This is a genomic window from Pseudomonadota bacterium, assembly GCA_027624955.1.
Lineage (GTDB): Bacteria > Pseudomonadota > Alphaproteobacteria > UBA828 > UBA828 > PTKB01.
Genome location: JAQBTG010000009.1, coordinates 22,809 through 40,910 on the forward strand (window position 1 = coordinate 22,809; position 18,102 = coordinate 40,910).

At 60.8% G+C, this 18,102-nt stretch carries 16 protein-coding genes; 4 read left to right on the top strand and 12 right to left on the bottom strand.

Annotation, left to right across the window (positions count from 1 at the left end; all coding sequences use genetic code 11):
- The first annotated feature begins 51 nt into the window (after positions 1 to 51).
- The gene (locus O3A94_05145; protein MDA1355640.1) at positions 52 to 720 is read left to right on the top strand and encodes an SCO family protein; all 669 of its coding nucleotides are present in this window, start codon (positions 52 to 54) and stop codon (positions 718 to 720) included.
- Positions 717 to 2,030, top strand: a complete 1,314-nt coding sequence (locus O3A94_05150; protein MDA1355641.1) for a cobyrinate a,c-diamide synthase — start codon at positions 717 to 719, stop codon at positions 2,028 to 2,030. The genes O3A94_05145 and O3A94_05150 overlap by 4 nt, the downstream gene beginning before the upstream one ends.
- On the opposite strand, the gene O3A94_05155 is transcribed toward O3A94_05150, so the two are convergent.
- The 10 genes from O3A94_05155 to mutM all read right to left on the bottom strand — a co-directional run bounded on the left by O3A94_05155 (position 2,027) and on the right by mutM (position 13,774).
- Positions 2,027 to 4,003 carry a PBP1A family penicillin-binding protein gene (locus tag O3A94_05155; GenBank protein MDA1355642.1) on the bottom strand — a complete coding sequence of 659 codons (1,977 nt, stop codon included), beginning with the start codon at positions 4,001 to 4,003 and terminating at the stop codon, positions 2,027 to 2,029. The two genes, O3A94_05150 and O3A94_05155, sit on opposite strands and share 4 nt — an antisense overlap.
- A gap of 17 nt (positions 4,004 to 4,020) precedes the next feature.
- Positions 4,021 to 6,513, bottom strand: coding sequence for a DNA topoisomerase (ATP-hydrolyzing) subunit B (gyrB, locus tag O3A94_05160; GenBank protein ID MDA1355643.1), 2,493 nt, complete (start codon positions 6,511 to 6,513; stop codon positions 4,021 to 4,023).
- A complete protein-coding gene (recF, locus tag O3A94_05165) occupies positions 6,506 to 7,699 on the bottom strand; it encodes a DNA replication/repair protein RecF (GenBank protein MDA1355644.1) in 1,194 nt (397 codons plus the stop codon). Before recF ends, gyrB begins: the two co-directional genes overlap by 8 nt.
- 12 nt (positions 7,700 to 7,711) lie before the next feature.
- On the bottom strand, positions 7,712 to 8,833 hold the full coding sequence (gene dnaN / locus O3A94_05170) for a DNA polymerase III subunit beta (protein ID MDA1355645.1): 1,122 nt from the start codon (positions 8,831 to 8,833) through the stop codon (positions 7,712 to 7,714).
- Positions 8,834 to 9,038: 205 nt separating this feature from the next.
- On the bottom strand, positions 9,039 to 10,475 hold the full coding sequence (gene dnaA, locus O3A94_05175; protein MDA1355646.1) for a chromosomal replication initiator protein DnaA: 1,437 nt from the start codon (positions 10,473 to 10,475) through the stop codon (positions 9,039 to 9,041).
- Between the two features lie 3 nt (positions 10,476 to 10,478).
- A complete protein-coding gene (locus tag O3A94_05180) occupies positions 10,479 to 10,994 on the bottom strand; it encodes a rhodanese-like domain-containing protein (GenBank protein MDA1355647.1) in 516 nt (171 codons plus the stop codon).
- Positions 10,995 to 11,358: 364 nt separating this feature from the next.
- Positions 11,359 to 11,622 (bottom strand): 30S ribosomal protein S20, encoded by a 264-nt coding sequence (gene rpsT, locus O3A94_05185; GenBank protein ID MDA1355648.1) that lies wholly within the window; start codon positions 11,620 to 11,622, stop codon positions 11,359 to 11,361.
- 89 nt (positions 11,623 to 11,711) lie between these two features.
- Positions 11,712 to 12,485 carry an enoyl-CoA hydratase gene (locus O3A94_05190; GenBank protein ID MDA1355649.1) on the bottom strand — a complete coding sequence of 258 codons (774 nt, stop codon included), beginning with the start codon at positions 12,483 to 12,485 and terminating at the stop codon, positions 11,712 to 11,714.
- Positions 12,486 to 12,527: 42 nt separating this feature from the next.
- Positions 12,528 to 12,944: a hypothetical protein gene (locus O3A94_05195; GenBank protein MDA1355650.1), complete on the bottom strand. Its 417-nt coding sequence runs from the start codon at positions 12,942 to 12,944 to the stop codon at positions 12,528 to 12,530.
- The gene (gene mutM / locus O3A94_05200) at positions 12,944 to 13,774 is read right to left on the bottom strand and encodes a bifunctional DNA-formamidopyrimidine glycosylase/DNA-(apurinic or apyrimidinic site) lyase (protein MDA1355651.1); all 831 of its coding nucleotides are present in this window, start codon (positions 13,772 to 13,774) and stop codon (positions 12,944 to 12,946) included. The genes O3A94_05195 and mutM overlap by 1 nt, the downstream gene beginning before the upstream one ends.
- A gap of 46 nt (positions 13,775 to 13,820) precedes the next feature.
- On the opposite strand from mutM, the gene O3A94_05205 reads away from it, so the two are divergent.
- Both O3A94_05205 and ubiB read left to right on the top strand, forming a co-directional pair.
- Positions 13,821 to 14,591 carry a class I SAM-dependent methyltransferase gene (locus O3A94_05205; GenBank protein ID MDA1355652.1) on the top strand — a complete coding sequence of 257 codons (771 nt, stop codon included), beginning with the start codon at positions 13,821 to 13,823 and terminating at the stop codon, positions 14,589 to 14,591.
- Positions 14,592 to 14,606: 15 nt separating this feature from the next.
- Complete coding sequence (ubiB, locus tag O3A94_05210) at positions 14,607 to 16,142, top strand: 2-polyprenylphenol 6-hydroxylase (GenBank protein ID MDA1355653.1); 1,536 nt, start codon at positions 14,607 to 14,609, stop codon at positions 16,140 to 16,142.
- A gap of 23 nt (positions 16,143 to 16,165) precedes the next feature.
- On the opposite strand, the gene O3A94_05215 is transcribed toward ubiB, so the two are convergent.
- Together O3A94_05215 and O3A94_05220 are read right to left on the bottom strand one after the other, a co-directional pair.
- Positions 16,166 to 17,179: a biotin-dependent carboxyltransferase family protein gene (locus O3A94_05215; GenBank protein MDA1355654.1), complete on the bottom strand. Its 1,014-nt coding sequence runs from the start codon at positions 17,177 to 17,179 to the stop codon at positions 16,166 to 16,168.
- On the bottom strand, positions 17,179 to 18,051 hold the full coding sequence (locus tag O3A94_05220) for a carboxyltransferase domain-containing protein (protein ID MDA1355655.1): 873 nt from the start codon (positions 18,049 to 18,051) through the stop codon (positions 17,179 to 17,181). Before O3A94_05220 ends, O3A94_05215 begins: the two co-directional genes overlap by 1 nt.
- Between the last annotated feature and the right edge of the window lie 51 nt (positions 18,052 to 18,102).

Consider the following 18,102-nt stretch of genomic DNA (forward strand, 5'->3'; position numbering starts at 1 on the left):
CGTCCGCGCTGCTTGATGCGCCCGCCCGGGGCGCCTATCTTCACCGCTCAAATGAATTTCCTTCGCCCCAAAACACCGCGCCACGATAATGACCCGGGTAATTCTCGTGATCCACGTGGTTTGCGCCGCAATCCTCTGGTCTGGATCGCTGTGCTCGGCGCCATTGTTCTCTATACCCAGATGGACGGCTCGCTGTTGGGCAATCTCGATGAAGCGCAGCGCGCAGACGTTCATTTAACCAATGTCGGCGGGCCGTTCACGTTGACAGATCACAATGGCCGCACAGTGACGGAACAGGATTATCGCGGCCGCAATATGCTGATCTATTTCGGCTACGCTTGGTGCCCGGATGTGTGCCCCACCAAATTGCTGGTCATGGGCCAGGCGATGGACCTGTTGGGTGACGTCGGCCAGCAAGTCCAGCCGATTTTTATCACAGTCGATCCGGCGCGCGACACGGTCGAAACGCTGGCCAAATATGTCGAGAACTTTCACCCGCGCCTGACCGGGCTGACTGGCAGCGACGCGCAAATCGCGACCGTGGCGGACGCCTACAAGGTATATTTCAGCAAGGGCGACGAACTTGATGGAGCCGACGATTATGTCGTCGATCATACCGACATCATGTATTTCATGGGCCCCGATGGTGCGCTTTTGGAATATTTTCAAACTGGCCAGCGGCCCGTCGATATCGCCCAGGCGATCGGACAGCATTTGTGAGTGCGGCGCGGGGGCTCATTATCGCAGCCCCCAAGTCGGGCTCCGGCAAGACCATTCTCACGCTCGGCTTGTTGCGCCAGTGGACGCGTTCAGGAATCGCCGCAGCGCCGTTTAAGGTCGGGCCCGACTATATCGATGCCGCTTATCACGCTGCCGCGGCCGGGCGCGCGTGCGCCAATCTTGATAGCTGGGCGATGCGCGGCGAAAGTCTCGACGTTAGCGCTGCGGCGTTGGCGCAAGACGCCGAATTCATTCTTGGTGAGGGTGTGATGGGGCTGTTCGATGGGGCTGCCGGTGGTGGTGGCGCGACCGCCGATCTTGCCGCCCATTTCTGTCTTCCGGTGGTCCTGGTCATCGATGTGCGCGGCCAGGGCGCTTCGGTCGCGGCGTTGGCGCAAGGGTTTGCCAGTCATCGCGCCGATGTTGAGGTCGCTGCGGTAATCTTCAACCATGTCGCCAGCCCCCGCCATGAAGACATCTTGCGGAGTGCCATGGCGCTGACCGGCATTGCCGTTCTGGGGGCGTTGCCGCGCGACGCGGCGTTGGCCTTGCCGGCGCGCCATCTTGGGCTGGTTCAGGCCGGCGAATCAGAGGATTTAGAGGCGTTCCTCAACGCCGCCGCCGATCACGTCGCGCGCCATGTCGATAGCGAGGGATTGCGCGCGCTCGGCCGGCCGCTCCACACATCGCAAGGCGCCGCGCCACCTTGCCTGCTCCAGCCGCTTGGCCGGAAAATCGCCGTCGCCCGCGATGTCGCTTTTGCCTTCAGCTATGAGGCGGTATTGGCGGGCTGGCGCCAGGCCGGAGCGGCGCTCAGCTTTTTCTCGCCGCTCGCCGACGAAGCCCCAGACGCTGGTGCGGATGCCATTTATCTGCCCGGCGGCTATCCGGAATTGCATGCCGGACGGCTCGCCGCCAACAGTAATTTTATGGGCGGGTTACGCCGCGCTGCGCAAAACGATGTTTTTATTTATGGCGAATGCGGCGGCTACATGGTGTTGGGCGATGGTCTGATCGATGCGGCGGGCCAGCGCCACGCCATGGCCGGGCTGTTGCCGCTCGAGACGAGCTTTGCGGCACCCCGTCTCCATCTCGGCTACCGCGAAACAGAGATGCTGCGCGATACGCCGCTTGCCGCAAGGGGCGCGCAGTTTCGCGGTCATGAATTCCATTATGCCGCGGTGACGCAGGAAGACGGCGCGCACTCGCTCTTTCGCTGTTCCGATTCCGGCGGCAAGGATCTCGGTAATATGGGCTTAGCGGCAGGCGCGGTGATGGGTTCGTTCATCCACCTTATCGATCGCCGTTAACGCAAGGCCTGCGTCATGAAATCGCGCCAGATGGCGGCCGGCGCGCCGCCGCCGGTAACGCCTTGCATCGGTTTGCCATCGTCATTGCCAAGCCAAACGCCGACCACGACATTGCCGGCAAAACCGACGAACCAAGCATCGCGGAAATTCTGGCTGGTGCCGGTCTTGCCATAGGCTGGGCCGAGCTCGGGTGGCAACGCCGCGCCGCGCCCAGTGCCGCCGGTGATGACCGCGGCGAGGAGATCGCGCATCGCGGCGGCGGGTTGTGGCGCGATCACCTGTCCGGCGCCGGATCCGGAGCGGGCATAGAGGATTTCGCCGCCCCGGTTGCGCACTTCGCGGATGCCGTGCGGCAGAGCGAGCGTGCCGTCTCCGGCGAGCGGCGCATAGGCGGCGGTCAGCTCGATCAGAGTAAGATCGCCGCTGCCGAGGCTGAGGCTAGCATCGCGCGGCAGCTCGCTTCGGATGCCGAGCCGGCGCGCCAGCTTGGCGACGCTGTTGATGCCGGCCTTCTGACCGACACGTACGGCGACACTGTTGACCGAGGCGGCAAACGCATCGCGGAGGGAAACCGGCCCGCGATATGTGCCGCTATAGTTGCGCGGCGCCCAGCCGGCGATCTCGATCGGCGCGTCCTCGAATATGTCGTCGGGCGCTAGTCCGGCTTCCATGCCGGCAAGATAGACGATGGTTTTGAACGCTGATCCGGGCTGCCGCAGCGCCTGGCTCGCCCGGTTAAACTGACTAACGCCGTAATCCCGGCCGCCGACCATTGCGAGCACCGCGCCATCTGGCGCAAGCGCCACCAGGGCGCCTTCGCCGACGGCGCGGCCAGACGCATCTTCGAGTCCACGCGCCAGTGCTGCCTCCGCTGCCTGCTGCATTGCCGGATCGAGCGTGGTGTGGACGGTCAGCGCCGGCGCCTCGCGCCCGGCATAGGCAGGCACTTGCGCCCTGACCCAATCATTGAAATAGCGTGCCGCGCCGGATCGGTTTCTCTGCCTGATCAGGCTGGCCGGTGCAGCTTTGGCGCGCGCGGCATCCGCTGCCGCGATGAAACCGGCTGCCACCATGCTGTCGAGCACCAGCGCGGCGCGGCGGCGTGCTGCGGCAAGATCGCGCGCCGGCGAGAGCCGCGACGGCGCCTTTAACAGGCCGGCAAGCACAGCCGCCTCGGCGAGATTTACGTGCCGCGCAGATTTGCCGAAATAACGCTTTGCCGCCGCATCGACGCCATAGCTTCCGGCGCCGAGATAAACCCGGTTGAGATAGAGCGTGAGGATTTCGTCCTTGCTAAAGTCGCGCTCCAGGCGAAAGGCCAGGAACAGTTCTTGAACTTTGCGCTCAAGCGATTTTGCCGGCGTGAGAAAGGCGATTTTGGCCAATTGCTGGGTGATGGTGCTGCCGCCTTCGCGCAGACGCCCGGACACGATATTGCGCCACAGCGCCCGCAGCACGCCCATCGCGTCCATGCCGCCATGCTCGTAGAATCGCCGGTCTTCAATGGCGACGACGGCTTGCGGCAGCAGCGGTGACATCTCGCGCACGGCGACGAATTCGCCCCAATGGGCGCCGAAGCTGGCCAGCGTCGAACCGTCCGCGGCCAATAGGGTGACGGCGGGCGCGCTTTTGGGTCCGGTGAGACTATCGCTGTCGGGCAGGTCATGGGCGACATAGGCTATGAAGCCGGCGGCCAGGAGAGTCAGCCAAATCAGAGCAATCAGCGCTATCCTGATTTCTCGCCAAGGAGATTTACGCCGCTTTCTAGGGGTTTTCTTTTGGTCGACGGTTCTCGGCAGCGTGTCGGCGGGCTTTGGCTTTGCGCTGGCCGCCTTGAGCTTGGCGCTCGCGGCCTTGGGCTTCGCGCTCGCGGCCTTGGGCTTCGCAGTTGCGGCCTTAGGCTTTGCACTAGCGTCGCTGGATTTCGCCTTTTTCCCTCGGGACGCGCTCTTAGATTTTGGCGATTTGGCCATGGCCGGCGCTCGAGGTCTCAGACGTCGAGATTGACGACCTTGAGCGCGTTATTCTGGATGAATTCGCGGCGCGGTTCCACCACCTCGCCCATCAGGGTCGAGAAGATCTCGTCGGCCTCCAACGCGTCTCTAATTTCCACCCGGCGCAGCGTACGCGCATCCGGGTCAAGCGTGGTTTCCCACAGTTGCCCCGGATTCATCTCGCCGAGACCCTTATAGCGTTGAATTGATAGGCCCTTGCGGCCGGCGGCATAGACTGCGTCCAGCAGCATCGTCGGTGAGGTGATTTCACGTTCCGAATCCTTGCGCCGGAGCGTGGCTGGATGGCTGTAAATCTCCTGCAGGCTGGCGGCCAAACTGTCCAGCTTCCGCGCCTCGGGAGTGCTGATCAGCACCGAATCGACGAGATGGCTCTCTGTCACGCTCCTCAACGTCCGGCTGAATTTGAAGGCCCGGCCCTTCGACAGGTCCACCGCTTCGCCGTGCCAGCCACGCTCGATTTCCGGAGAGAGATTGTCGAGACGGCCAGCGATATAGGTGGCGGCCGAGGCTGCCAGCTCCGGATCGTTGAGAATATCGGGATTGAGCGCCCCGGCAATCGCCGCCTGCTCGACAATGCGTTGATCGGTGCGCCGGGTCAGCGCCTTGACCAGGACATCGATCTCGCGTGCAGCGTCTAGAATGCTGGCGAGATCAGCGCCGGCGCGGCTGCCGCCGCCCTGCACTTCCAGCACCGTTTCCTCGAGCCCGGTCTCGATCAAAAAGTTTTCCAATGCGCGGTCGTCTTTCAGATAGCGCTCGCTGGTGCCGCGTTTCACCCGGTAGAGCGGTGGCTGGGCGATGAACAAATGCCCGTGAATCCCGCCATTGGTGGTGTCTTGAATAAGTTCTGGCATGTTGCGGAAGAAGAAGGTGAGCAGAAGGGTGCGGATATGCGAGCCGTCCACATCCGCATCGGTCATGATGATGATTTTATCGTAGCGCAGTTTGGTGATATCGAAATCGTCAGCGCCGATACCGGTGCCAAGCGCCGTGATAATGGTGCCGATCTCGTTCGAGTTCAGCATTTTCGCCAGGCGTGCGCGCTCGACATTGAGGATCTTACCGCGCAACGGCAGAACCGCTTGATTGCGCCGGTTGCGCCCCTGTTTGGCGGATCCGCCCGCCGAATCGCCCTCGACCAGGAACAGTTCGCATTTCTTCGGATCGCGTTCCTGGCAGTCAGCAAGTTTGCCGGGCAGGTTGGAGACGCTGAGTACGCCCTTGCGTCGGGTTAAATCGCGCGCCTTGCGTGCCGCTTCGCGTGCCGCCGCCGCTTCGACCACCTTGGACATGATGGTTTTCGCTTCATTTGGATGTTCCTCGAACCATTGGCCGAGGCGATCACCAACGACGCCTTCCACAACCGGCCGCACTTCGGAGCTCACCAGCTTCTCTTTGGTTTGCGAAGAAAATTTAGGGTCCGGGACCTTTACGGAGAGGACGCAGGTGAGTCCTTCGCGCGCATCATCGCCGGAAATAGTTACCTTTTCGCGCTTGGCTAAACCGCTTTGCGCCGCATAGGCGTTGACGCAGCGTGTAAGGGCGCCGCGAAAGCCCGCCAGATGGGTTCCGCCATCCGCTTGGCGGATATTGTTGGTAAAGCACAGCACCGTTTCGTGATAGCTGTCGTTCCATTGCATCGCGACTTGAACGACAACATCGTCTTTGTCGTCGATAAAGGTAATCGCCTCGCCGAGGAGTGATTGTTTGGCGCGGTCGAGATAATGCACATATTCGAGGATGCCGCCTTCATAGCGCAATATGGAGACCTTCGGCTCCGCGGCACGCTCGTCCGTTAGGGTGATTTTGACGTTGGCGTTGAGAAATGCGAGTTCGCGCAGGCGATGTTCAAGCGTGTCGAAATCGAAATGGATCAGGGCGAATATGGTGGGGGATGGCAGGAATTTAACTTCGGTGCCGGTGCGCTCAGAGGGGCCGACCACTGCGAGGGAGTCTTCCGGCGCGCCGCCGTGAAAGCGCATGAAATGCTCGTGACCGTTGCGCCATACGCGCAGTTCCAACCATTCGGAGAGGGCGTTGACAACAGATATGCCGACGCCGTGCAGGCCGCCCGAAACCTTGTAGGTGTTTTGATCGAACTTACCGCCGGCATGCAATTTGGTCATGATGACCTCGGCAGCGGAGACACCTTCTTCTTCGTGGATGCCGGTTGGTACGCCGCGGCCATTGTCGCGCACTGTGGCTGAACCATCAGCGTTCAATGTGACGTCGACTTCATCGCAATATCCAGCCAGCGCTTCATCGACGGCATTGTCGACGGCTTCGTAGATCATGCGATGGAGGCCCGAGCCATCGTCGGTATCGCCGATATACATTCCAGGGCGCTTGCGCACCGCGTCGAGGCCGCGCAGCACCTTGATGGAATCGGCGCCGTAGGCACCCTCTGCATTGCCGTTCGGGCTTGGTGTGCTGCTTTCGGCGGCGGGGTCTGTTACGGGATCAGTCATGGCTAGCCTGTTGTGAAATCTGGCCGTTCGCCACCTTGTGGAACTGAGCAATTCCGTTGAGCGGTGCAAACAGGGAATCGTCGGTGCCGGTCAGCCAGGCTTGGGCGCCGAGGTCGCGGATCGCTTCGAACAAAGCCGCACGGCGCGATGCATCGAGATGGGCAGCAATTTCATCGAGCAGCAGTACCGGTACGCGGCCCTTGAGGCGGGCGAGCAAGCGGCCATGGGCGAGAATAAGGGAAATGAGAATGGCTTTTTGCTCGCCGGTCGAAGCTTGCTCGGCGGGCGGGCCCACGGCGCTCAGGCGGGCGAACAAATCGCTCCGATGTACGCCTTCACAGGTGCCGCTGACCCGGTCTTGGGCGCGCGCGCGGGCCAGCGCAGCGCGGTAATTTTCCTCGACATCGAGCGCCGGCTGCGCCTCGAGTGAATCCTCGATCACGCCCTGCACGGCAATCTCCGGATGCGGGAAAGGCCCGGTTTCCTCATCAAATGCGCGTTTCAGGCGCTCGACCAGATCGAGGCGAGCCGCCGCAATGGCCACGGCGCGCTCGGCCATATTTCGTTCCAGGGCGCCCAGCCAGGTACCGTCCACCCGGGTCTCGCGCAACAATCGACTGCGCTCGCGGCGCGCCTTGTCATAGGCTTGCAGGCGCCCGGCGTGGGCGGGATCGAAAGCAAATACCAGGCGATCCAGAAAGCGCCGCCGGCCAGCCGGCGCTTCAACGAAGAGGCGGTCCATCGCCGGCGTGAGCCAAACCATTGAGATATGTTCCGCGAGCGCCGTTTGGCTGCGGGCCGTCTGGCCGTCGATATGCACGGTGCGGCGCTCGCCATTGGCCTCGGCCCATCCGACACCGACCGATAGCGGGCCGTGCGGCGTGGCGAACTCGGCTGCAACGGCCCATTCCCGCGCCGCGGAGTCAGATTGCTGCGCGCCACTTTCGCGCCGGCGTGAGATCTCAGCCAACCGGGCGCCGCGTAAGCCGCGCCCCGGGCTCAACAACGAAAGCGCTTCTAGAAGGTTCGTCTTGCCCGCGCCGTTTGCCCCGGTCAGGACTACAATCCCGGTCTCGCAGTTAAGGCGAAGTGAGGTATAGCACCGGAAATCGCTTAGTGTTACGCGGCTGATAGCGAGGCGAGGCGCGCTCTGCGAACCGTTCGAAGAGCGCGCTGAATAGGACAGTGCGGCGCTCACCTAAACACGCATGGGCATGATGACGTAAACGACGTTTTCATCTTCTGAATCACGCACCAAAGTGGGTGACGCCGAATCCGCAAGGCGAAATTCGATGGTTTCGCCGACGATCTGCTTGGCCATATCGAGTACATATCGGGAGTTGAAGCCAATTTCCATTTTTTCCAGATTGTACTGCGCATCAAGTTCTTCCGAGGCCGCACCCGCATCCGGACTGGTCGCCGACAGCGTCATCTGCGAATCTTCGAGGCTGATCTTGATGGCCCTCGATTTCTCGGTGGAAATCGTCGATACGCGATCAACCGCCTGTATGAAGGCATGCTTGTCGACCGTCATGATTTTATCGTTCGCTGACGGTATAACGCGCTCATAATCGGGAAAAGAGCCGTCGATCAATTTAGAAGTCAGGATCGCGCCGTCGAACGCGAAGCGGACCTTGCTGCTAGAAAGCGCAATCATCACGTCGCCGTCGCTTTCATCGATCAGCTTGCGCAATTCGGCCACGGTCTTGCGGGGAACGATGACGCCGGGAATGTTTTCTGCGCCCGCCGGCAATGCGGTGTCGACTCGCGCCAGGCGGTGTCCGTCGGTCGCCACGGCGCGCAAACATTTGGCACCCTCGTCGCCCGCTGCATGCAAATAGATGCCGTTCAAATAATACCGCGTTTCCTCGGTCGAGATAGCGAAGGCGGTCTTATCGATCAGACGCTTAAGATCGCCGGCGGAAACCGCAAATCGATGGTCCAGTTCTCCATCCGCCATGACCGGAAAATCCTCGACCGGCAGGCACGACAAAGTAAATCGCGAACGGCCGGAGCGAATTTCGAGCTTGCCGCCATCCTGGATCAATGAAATCTCGACTTGGGCGCCTTCAGCCAACTTGCGTACGATATCGTACAGCATATGGGCGGATGTCGTCGTGGCGCCGGATTGCGCCACATTCGCCGGCGCCGCTTCGATCACCGCGAGGTCCATGTCCGTCGCTGTCAGGTGCAATTTCTCATCATCACCCGCGTCGAGCCGGACATTGGAGAGAATAGGGATCGTGTTGCGTCTCTCAACGACGCTCTGAACATGCGCGAGGGACTTCAGCAGCGCACTCCGTTCAATCGTCAATTTCATGGCAATACAATACGAGTTATAGATTTATAAAAAAACGTGGTTTTGGTCCCGAAACGAGCCGTTCCAGCGTCATTCGAGACGCGCCGAATCGGAACTCTCCAACCATTCTTAAATATAACAGATAGGGGGCGAATTCGGCACTAAAAACACGCGTCGAAGGGGCACCGGGTTGACCTCGGCAACAGCGCCTCAGCGAGACGATCCGCTAGCTTTCCAGGGTGCGTTTGAGAAGTTCCACATCTTCCGCAATCGCTGCGTCGCTGAGACGCAATTCCTCGATCTTTCGGACCGCGTGCATGACGGTCGTATGATCGCGTCCGCCGAACTTGCGGCCGATTTCAGGCAGCGAGCGGGAGGTCAATTGCTTGCTCAGGAACATCGCCACTTGGCGCGGACGGGCAACCGCGCGGGCACGGCGCTCGGACGACATTTCCGATAATTTGATGTTGTAATGCTCCGCGACCCGGCGTTGGATTTCTTCGATCGTAATACGACGCTCGCTGGCCCGTAAAACGTCGCGCAGGACTTCCTTTGCCACTTCCAGGTCAATTTTGCGCCCCACCAGTGTGGAATGGGCAGTCACCCGGTTGAGGGCCATTTCCAATTCGCGGACATTGCTGGTGATTCGCCGCGCCAAAAATTCAACCACATCGCGTGGCACATCGACAACGCCGATCGTCTCAATCTTCGCAAGCAGGATGCCAAGCCGGAGTTCGTAGGTGGTGGCGTGAATATCCGCTACCAGTCCCCAGCCGAGGCGCGAGCGCAACCGCTCCTCCATGGCGTCGAGATCGGACGGCGATCTGTCGCCGGATATCACCACCTGCCGGTTATGATCGATCAACACATTGAAAGTATGGAAGAATTCTTCCTGAGTGCTGTCCTTGCCGCAGATGAATTGGACGTCATCGATCATCAACACATCGGCGGAGCGAAACTGCTCCTTGAACTCCATGGTGTCCTTGTAGCGAACCGCTCGGACGAAGTGATACATGAACTTCTCGGCCGACAAATAGAGCACCCGACGGCTCGGATCGCGCTCGCGGATATGGCGCGCCATCGCGTGCATGAGATGGGTCTTGCCGAGGCCTACGCCGCCATACAAATAGAGCGGATTGAACGGCACTTTGTCCGCTTCGGCCACTCGGCGCGCCGCAGCATGCGCGAATTCATTGGGTTTGCCGACGACGAACTCCGAAAATCCGAAGCGCGGGTTGAGCGGCGAAGAGAGCGCGTCGACATCCTCCTCGACCGCCCGCAGGCGTAAGAAAGAGCCACGTGTCGGTGTCGGGTTAGGCACCGCAGTCGTCGCGGCCAGCCGCTGCGGATTACTATCCTTCAGCATGCCTGGCGCCGGCGCGGGGGCACTGAAGGCGAACACCTCAACCGTCACGAGGCGGACATCGGGGTTCATCTCATGCCACAATTCAGCTATGCGGTCGGCATAGCGTGCGCTCACCCAGTCACGCAGAAAGCGCGTCGGCGCTGCCACCAGTGCTTCGCCATTCTCGATGCGGCGCAACACCAAGGGCTTCAACCAGCTGCGAAAAGCTGCGTCGCCTAACTCTTCCTGGAGGCGCGAGCGGATGGTGGACCACTGATCCTCATGAAGCGGATGCGTGGATTTATCTGTGTCAGGCATCTATCAGCCCTGAACCCACGGGAGCGCGCGCATTTTCCAGCCAGATATCTTGCCGCGGTGCTTGTCCGCGTCCGGCACGCCTTCAAACCCTTCAATGATATTGTAACAATTCGTGAAACCTTCAGCCGCGCAGTGTTCGGCCGCCGACGCGGAGCGTACACCACTGCGGCAGAGAAAGAGGACAGCAGCCGATGACGCCACGCCGGCGCGCGCGAGCTCAGACGCGAATTCCTGGTTTTGCGACATGTCTGGAAAGCGCTGCCAGGAAATTAGCAGCGGCTTTTTATCCAGAGAGCCGAGCTCGGGCACGCCGACAAAGTTCCATTCCGCGTCGGTGCGCACGTCGACAAGAACGGCGTCGGCATCGTCCGCGAGAACTTGCCAAGCTTCGCCCGGCGTGACGTCGCCGGCATAAGAAACCCCGGACGCGAGCCGTTCCCTGGCCGCGCGGCGCACACTGTCCCGATCGACTCCCACCGTTTCTCCCGGCGCAATATTATTGTTGGTGATAATGCTCATGACTGCTGAAAATTAACCAAATCTCACCGTTTGCGGCGCTTATTTTTAATTGCGCGCCGCAAAGATGTCCCTAGTAATTTTTGTTGCCCCGCCGAGTTGTTCCAGCGAGTGAGCCTAGAGTAATGGCGTGGTGAGGGACTGGCAACAGGTCCGAAATAGGAACGTCTATATTAATTTGCGCATTTTTATTTCACCCGTCTGAGCCGCAAACTGAGGGGTGAAAGCTAAGCGGTTGGACTCTCAGCACAAGCCGCAATCGGCGCGCAAATCAAAGCGCCCGCCGAACCTGCAGGAAATTTGTCACAAGAAAAATATTATTTTTCGCCCGGCGATATTATCGGCGCGAGCGGCAGCGGTGGCGCGACTAGCCGAGCGCCTTGATCCGTTTGTTGAGACGCGAGATACGCCGCGCCGCCATGTTCAGGCGTAACACGCCCTTGGTGACGCCACGCATGATTTCCGGCTGAAACGCCTTCAAGGCTTCTTGCGCCGCCGGCTTGTCACCGCTCTCGATCGCCTGTTCAACCGTGCGCATATATGTCCGAATCCGGCTCATCCGCATGCGGTTGATATCCGTATTCTTTAACAGTTGCCGAATTCGTTTTTTCGCCTGCACGGTGTGCGCCATGGCGTACCTATGAAATTCTGTTTCGGGAAGCGCGGTTATATCGGCACGCCAAGCCGGCGTCAACCGCGCTCAGTGCTTTGATCGCGCGGCTATTTGTTGCTGAATGAAGGTTCGCGTTTGTCGACAAAGGCGGCCATGCCCTCTTTCTGGTCTTCGGTGGCGAAAGTCGAATAAAATATCGACCGTTCATAGCGAACGCCCTCTGCGAGGACCGTCTCATATGCGGTATTTACGGCGGATTTCGCCATCGCAACAATGGGTTGCGAAAGATGAGCGATGCGCTCTGCGACCTTCATGGTCTCTTCCATCAGTTCCGCCGCCGGCACCACCCGGCTGACCAAATTGGCGCGTTCCGCTTCTTCGGCGCCGATCATGCGCCCGGAGAGAATCATTTCCATCGCCTTGGCCTTGCCGATTACGCGGGTCAGGCGCTGCGTGCCACCGGCGCCGGGAATGACCCCCAGAGTGATTTCCGGCTGGCCGAATTTGGCGGTATCGGCGGCGATGATGAAATCGCACATCATGGCGAGTTCGCAGCCGCCGCCAAGCGCGTACCCCGCGACTGCGGCAATCACCGGCTTGCGGCATCTGGTCACGCGCTCCCACGGGCCGATAAAGTCTCCCGAATAAGCTTCGGCAAAGCTCTTGTTCTGCATTTCCTTGATGTCCGCGCCGGCGGCGAAGGCCTTTTCGCTCCCGGTGATGACAATCACGCCGATGGCCTCGTCTGCTTCGAGGTCATCGAGCGCCGCGTTTAACTCAGCGATCAATTCGGCATTGAGGGCGTTGAGCGCCTTCGGCCGATTGAGGGTAATTTTCGCGACCCGTTCCGTCCGGTCGAGGATGATGTTTTGATATGACATGGCCGTTACTCCGTCTTCTGCGCCTGCCTGTCGAGGCGGCGCTTATTGTGATGAATTGGGGGATAGCACAAACCGCACCACCAGCGAGCGCTCTTCTGGGATGAAATCTATGCGTAACATCTCGCCTTCGCGCGAAAAAACAAGCCCATCGATATTTTGCCAGCCGAATTCCGGCATTACGGCGCGGTAAAACGCGCCGGCTTCTTCCGCCGTGACCTCGCCGTAAGCGTAAGTTTCGACCAGACGTCCGTCCGGCTTGTCGAAGTCGAGCGCTGGCGTCTGTTCTTCCGTCAGGCCAGCCATCAGAGGGACTTCGTCGATGGCGGTGAGAAACGCCGCAGTGTCGTCCGCGGCAAACGCGCCAGATGGTGCACCTATTGGCGAGACCACAAGGAAACCGCCGAACAGCATCGTCCAACCCAATAGAGCCCAACAATATACCCGCATGCGTCCGGGCATTAGTGCTGGCGCCTGGCGCAATAAAAGGTCGAACGCCCGCTCTGCACGATGCGCTTTACCGATTGTTCGCAATCGCATTCCGGGCACGGCTCTCCTTCGCGGCCATAGACTGAAAACTGAAGCTGAAAATAGCCCAGTTCGCCGCTCGCCTGAACATAATCGCGCAATGACGATCCGCCGGCCTGAAGGGCCCGGTCAAGAACTTGACGTATCGTTGTCACCAAGCGTTCTGCGCGTGCGCCCTGCACGGTATGGGCCGAACGTCGCGGGCTGATGCCGGCGCCAAAGAGTGCCTCGCAAACATAAATGTTGCCGAGCCCGGCGACGATTTTCTGGTCCAACAACGCCGCCTTGATCGGCGAGTGCTTGCCAGCCAGCCGCGCCGCCAAACTTGGGCCGCTGAACGCATTGCCGAGCGGATCTGGCCCCATTTTGGCGAGCAAGCGATGATCATCGATTTCGGATTCAGGGCATAGCGTCATCAGGCCGAAGCGGCGCGGATCGGTATAGGTCGCGATAGTGCCGTCGGCCATGCGAAAAACCACGTGGTCATGCGGCCCTTCGGGCAATGCACCGGCCTCGCCGAGAGTAAAGCGGCCCGACATGCCCAAATGGACGATCAGCACCTGTCCGTCGTCGAGATAGGCGAGGATGTATTTACCGCGCCGCTCCAGCCGTTCGAAGCGCCGGCCCGTCACACGCGCGGCAAAGTTTTCCGGCAAGGGAATACGCAGAGTCTGTCGGCGCGTCTCGGCATAGGCGATGCGCTGGCCGAGAAGGCGCTTCTCCAGGCCACGCCGGACCGTTTCCACTTCGGGCAATTCTGGCATAGCGCGTAACGTAGCGCCTCCGGGAGTGCTAGGCTATCCTCCGCACATGTCGGATACGGAAAATCACAGCGGCGCCAACGAACAGGTGGATTTCGGCTATCAACGCATCGAGGCCGAGGAAAAACCGCGACTTGTGCGCGGCCTGTTCGACCGCGTGGCCAAACGCTACGACCTCATGAACGACCTCATGAGCGCCGGCGCGCATCGCGTGTGGAAGCGCCAAATGATAGATTGGCTGGCGCCCAAGCCGGGATTGCGTCTTCTGGACGTCGCCGGCGGCACTGGCGATATCGCCTTTCGGGTAAGCGCGCGCCTCGCCGGCGATGCCGAGATCACGGTCTGCGATTTGAGTGAAAACATGGTTTCGGAAGGGCGCATGCGCGGCTGGGACCGCGGCATTGTCGCCGGTATCGACTGGCTGGTCGGCGATGCCGAGGCCCTGCCCCTGGCCGCCAGCAGTGCCGATGCCTACACCATCGCCTTCGGCATTCGCAACATGACCCATATTGATAAGGCCCTGGCGGAAGCGGCGCGGGTGCTAAAGCCAGGCGGGCGCTTTCTCTGTCTGGAATTCAGCCCCGAACAGGCGCCGGGCTTGGATCGCCTCTATGAGATTTATTCCTTTTCCGTCATTCCGGCACTCGGCAGGATCGTTGCCGGGGACCGCGACTCATACCGCTATTTGGTGGAAAGCATCCGGCGCTTTCCGGCGCCTGGGCATTTTGCCGAGATGATCCGCGAAGCCGGCTTCGGCGGCGTTAACTGGCGCCCGTTAAGCGGTGGCATCGCGGCGCTGCATTCCGCCTGGCGGGTCTAAACGCGGCACCGGAAGATGCGGCGGACGGCAAAAAATATTTGGCGCCTGGTGCGAGTCACCTGGATTCTCGGGCGCTATGACGCGCTCTTTCTGTTGAAAGATGCCAAGATCGCCCCTTCCGTCACCTGGATCGCCGGTCTCGCCCCACGGCGCCGGGGATTGGGCGGCAAAGGCGAGCGCCTGGCCGACGCACTCCAGGTTCTGGGTCCGAGTTTTATCAAGTTTGGCCAGGCACTTTCCACTCGCCCCGATTTGATCGGCGAGGAAGTGGCGAGCGAATTGTCCGAATTGCAGGATCGTTTGCCGCCGTTCAGTGGCAAGGCGGCGCAGGAGATCGTCGAGCGCGAGCTCAACCAGCCGCTCGACGCGTTATTCTCGGAATTCGATATCGAGCCGGTCGCCGCCGCCTCCATCGCTCAGGTGCATCTCGCGCGCACGACCGAGGGTGACGCTGTCGCGGTGAAAATCTTGCGCCCCGACATCGAAGACGCGTTCGCTCGTGATCTCGAGCTGTTTTACTGGCTGGCGGCGCTCTCCGAACGCGCGCTACCGGCATGGCGGCGTCTCAAGCCGGTCGAAGTGATCCGCACGTTCGCCGACAGCGTGGCGATGGAAATGGATTTGCGCATCGAGGCCGCGGCAGCATCGGAAATCCGCGAGAATTTTTCCGACGATCCTATGTATTGCGTGCCGAAAGTGGATTGGCAGCGCACCAGCCAGCGCGTCCTGACGCTGGAGCGGGTCGAAGGCGTGTCGATCGACGAACGCGAAAAGCTCGAAGAGTCGGGGTTTGAACCGCGTGAAATTCTGAAAGTCACCGCCGGCGCCTTCTTCCGACAGGTCTTCCGCGATGGATTTTTCCATGCCGATCTTCATGCCGGCAATCTTCTGATCGACGTTCAGGGTCGAGTGAATGCGGTTGATTTCGGCATCATGGGCCGGCTTGACCGCGATACACGGCGGTATTTGGCGGAAATGTTGCTGGGTTTTCTGCTTCGCAATTACGAACGCGTTGCCGAGGTGCATTTTGAGGCAGGCTATGTGCCTAGGCATAAGTCGAAAGCCGCTTTCACCCAAGCGATACGCTCGATCGGCGAGCCGATCCTCGGCAAACCGCTGCATGAAATCTCCCTCGGGCAATTACTCGGGCATCTTTTTAAAGTCACCAAAACTTTTGAAATGGAAACTCAGCCACAGCTTCTGTTGCTGCAGAAAACACTGCTGATGGCCGAGGGCCTGTGCCGCCGCCTCAGCCCGGAAGAAAATATGTGGGCTCTAGCGCAGCCGCAGATTGAGCGCTGGGCGCGCGAAAATCTTGGTCCCGAGGCGCGCCTGCGCGATGCCGCAGTGGAATCCGTGGCGGCGCTCCGGCGCGTGCCGCGGATGCTGGAGCGGGCCGAAAGCGCGCTCGAAAAATTTGAAAACGGAAACGCTCAGGAGAACGGCGCGCACCGCGGCGCCTGGCGCAGGGGCCGCTTCGACGGCGTGCATGTGACGCTTGGCCTAATCGCCGCCCTCTTGGCGGCGCTGTTGATCCTGCAACTGACTTAAACGAAAGCCAGCCCCGGAACCGATCATGCTGCGATGCTGGATTCGGAAATCAGACTTTCCTGGTGCCGCAATGCCGCCACTGCATCTTCAAGTGACGTTCGCACAAAGACTGCCGATTGCAGCGGCTGCAATTGACCGACCGCCGACATGTCACCCGACATCACCACGCCAATTCTGGCGTAGCCGCCGACACTCGGCGAATCCACGCCCAGGACGATGGGCTCGACCCCAGACGGCACCTGAATCGTGCCGACCGGCGCACCCGGATCGATCACCAGGTTTGACGGGTCCGCACCGGCTTCTTCCACCAGATAGCGCGGCCGGCCCGGGCGAAAGCTCAGTTTGGGGCCGATAAACCGCATTCCGGTGCGGTCCGATCTCGGGTTGAGCTTCCACGTGCTGGCATAGAATTCCGCCTCGCTTTCGGCGCTGAAGTGATGCGACTCGGGGCCACGCACCACCCGCACCTGGCGCCGGCCGCTATAGGACGGCACAAGCTCCGGCCGCAGTCGGCGCCCAGCAAGGGTGTGCAAATCGGCGTCGGCCGGACCCACGGGTACATCGTCGCCGGGCTTGAGCGTACGTCCCTCGAAGCCGCCGAATTGCCCGCGCGTATGGGTGGCGCGGCTGCCGAGATAGAGCGGCACGTCAATGCCGCCATGCACGGCCAAATAAGCGCGTGCTCCGGATGTTGCCATGCCGAAGGCCAACACCTGGCCGGCGCGGAGGACGAACGCTTGCCATAGCGGCGCCGGCGCGCCATCGCAGGTCGCGCCCATATCGGCGCCGGTAGCTGCGACCAACAGGTCCGATCGGGCGCGGATTTCGAGCCCGGCCATGGTGATTTCAAGCCCGGCGGCGCCGGGATCGTCGCGGATGATGAGCGGCCCGCCAGGCGGATTGCCAACCAGCAGGTTGGCGATGCGCAAAGCGAAACCGTCCTGCGCACCCGAGGGCGGGATGCCGAGCGATTGACCGCCTCGGCGGCCCATGTCCTGCACCGTCGTATGAAGTCCGCCCCGCAGGATTTCGAGCATCACGCTAGGCTCCACGAGCTTTCCGGGTCGGTTTTCTCCGCCGCCTCGCCCAGGCTTTCGAGCCAAGTGATGTATTGGGCGCAATCGAAGCTATCTTCCTCGACTTGATATTCGTAGATTCCGGCTTCCACCAATTCGCGAATATGATCGTATTCGTCGCGCGCGATGGCGCGGTAGCGGTGCCGGTCGCCGGCTCTGGCGAGGACCGGGCCGTCAGCAAACACCGCATTTTTCTGCTGCGGTTCGAAGATATCTATCGGCGTGCGGCCGAACAGTTGGCCACCGCCGGGAACCTGGATCGGATAAATCGTCGACGTGGTGCCGCCGAAATTCAGCAGCCGCGCTGGTGTCCAGCTGCGCGGCGTGCGGTAGAGTGGCGCACCGATGCGCTGGCGCGGATCCATCGCGTAGGACATGAAAGCACCGGGTACAAAGCCAACCCCGGTGACCCAATAATCGCTGGCGGTGTGCGCCTCGATCACATGTTCCGGCGTCATGTTGTTGAACTCGGCGATATATTCCATGTTGTTGCGGACGCCGAAGGCTTCAGCGCATTCGCGCGACCACGGATCGTCATACAAGGCCGGAATGGTCATCTTACGGCTCGGAAGTTTCGCGACCTCGCTGGCCGATTTTATTAACTCCTGCAACGCGGCGATCATTTTGTCGCGCGTCGTCACCAACGGGTTGTAAACGATGCCGAGCGTGCGGACTTGCGGATTTGTCTCTACCAGGCCGTTCGGCGGATGGGCACGCAGGCTGATATCGAGGGCCAGGATACGAAAATTCAAGGCGATGCTGGTCTCGTCGCCGAACTCGATATTGAGCGCGGTATCGCCCAAAGTCCTGAATATGGGCTGGTGATAAATCATGGTTTGCTTCGATTTAAATTTGCCGGGGCGTTTTCCGCCACGCCTCAAGGG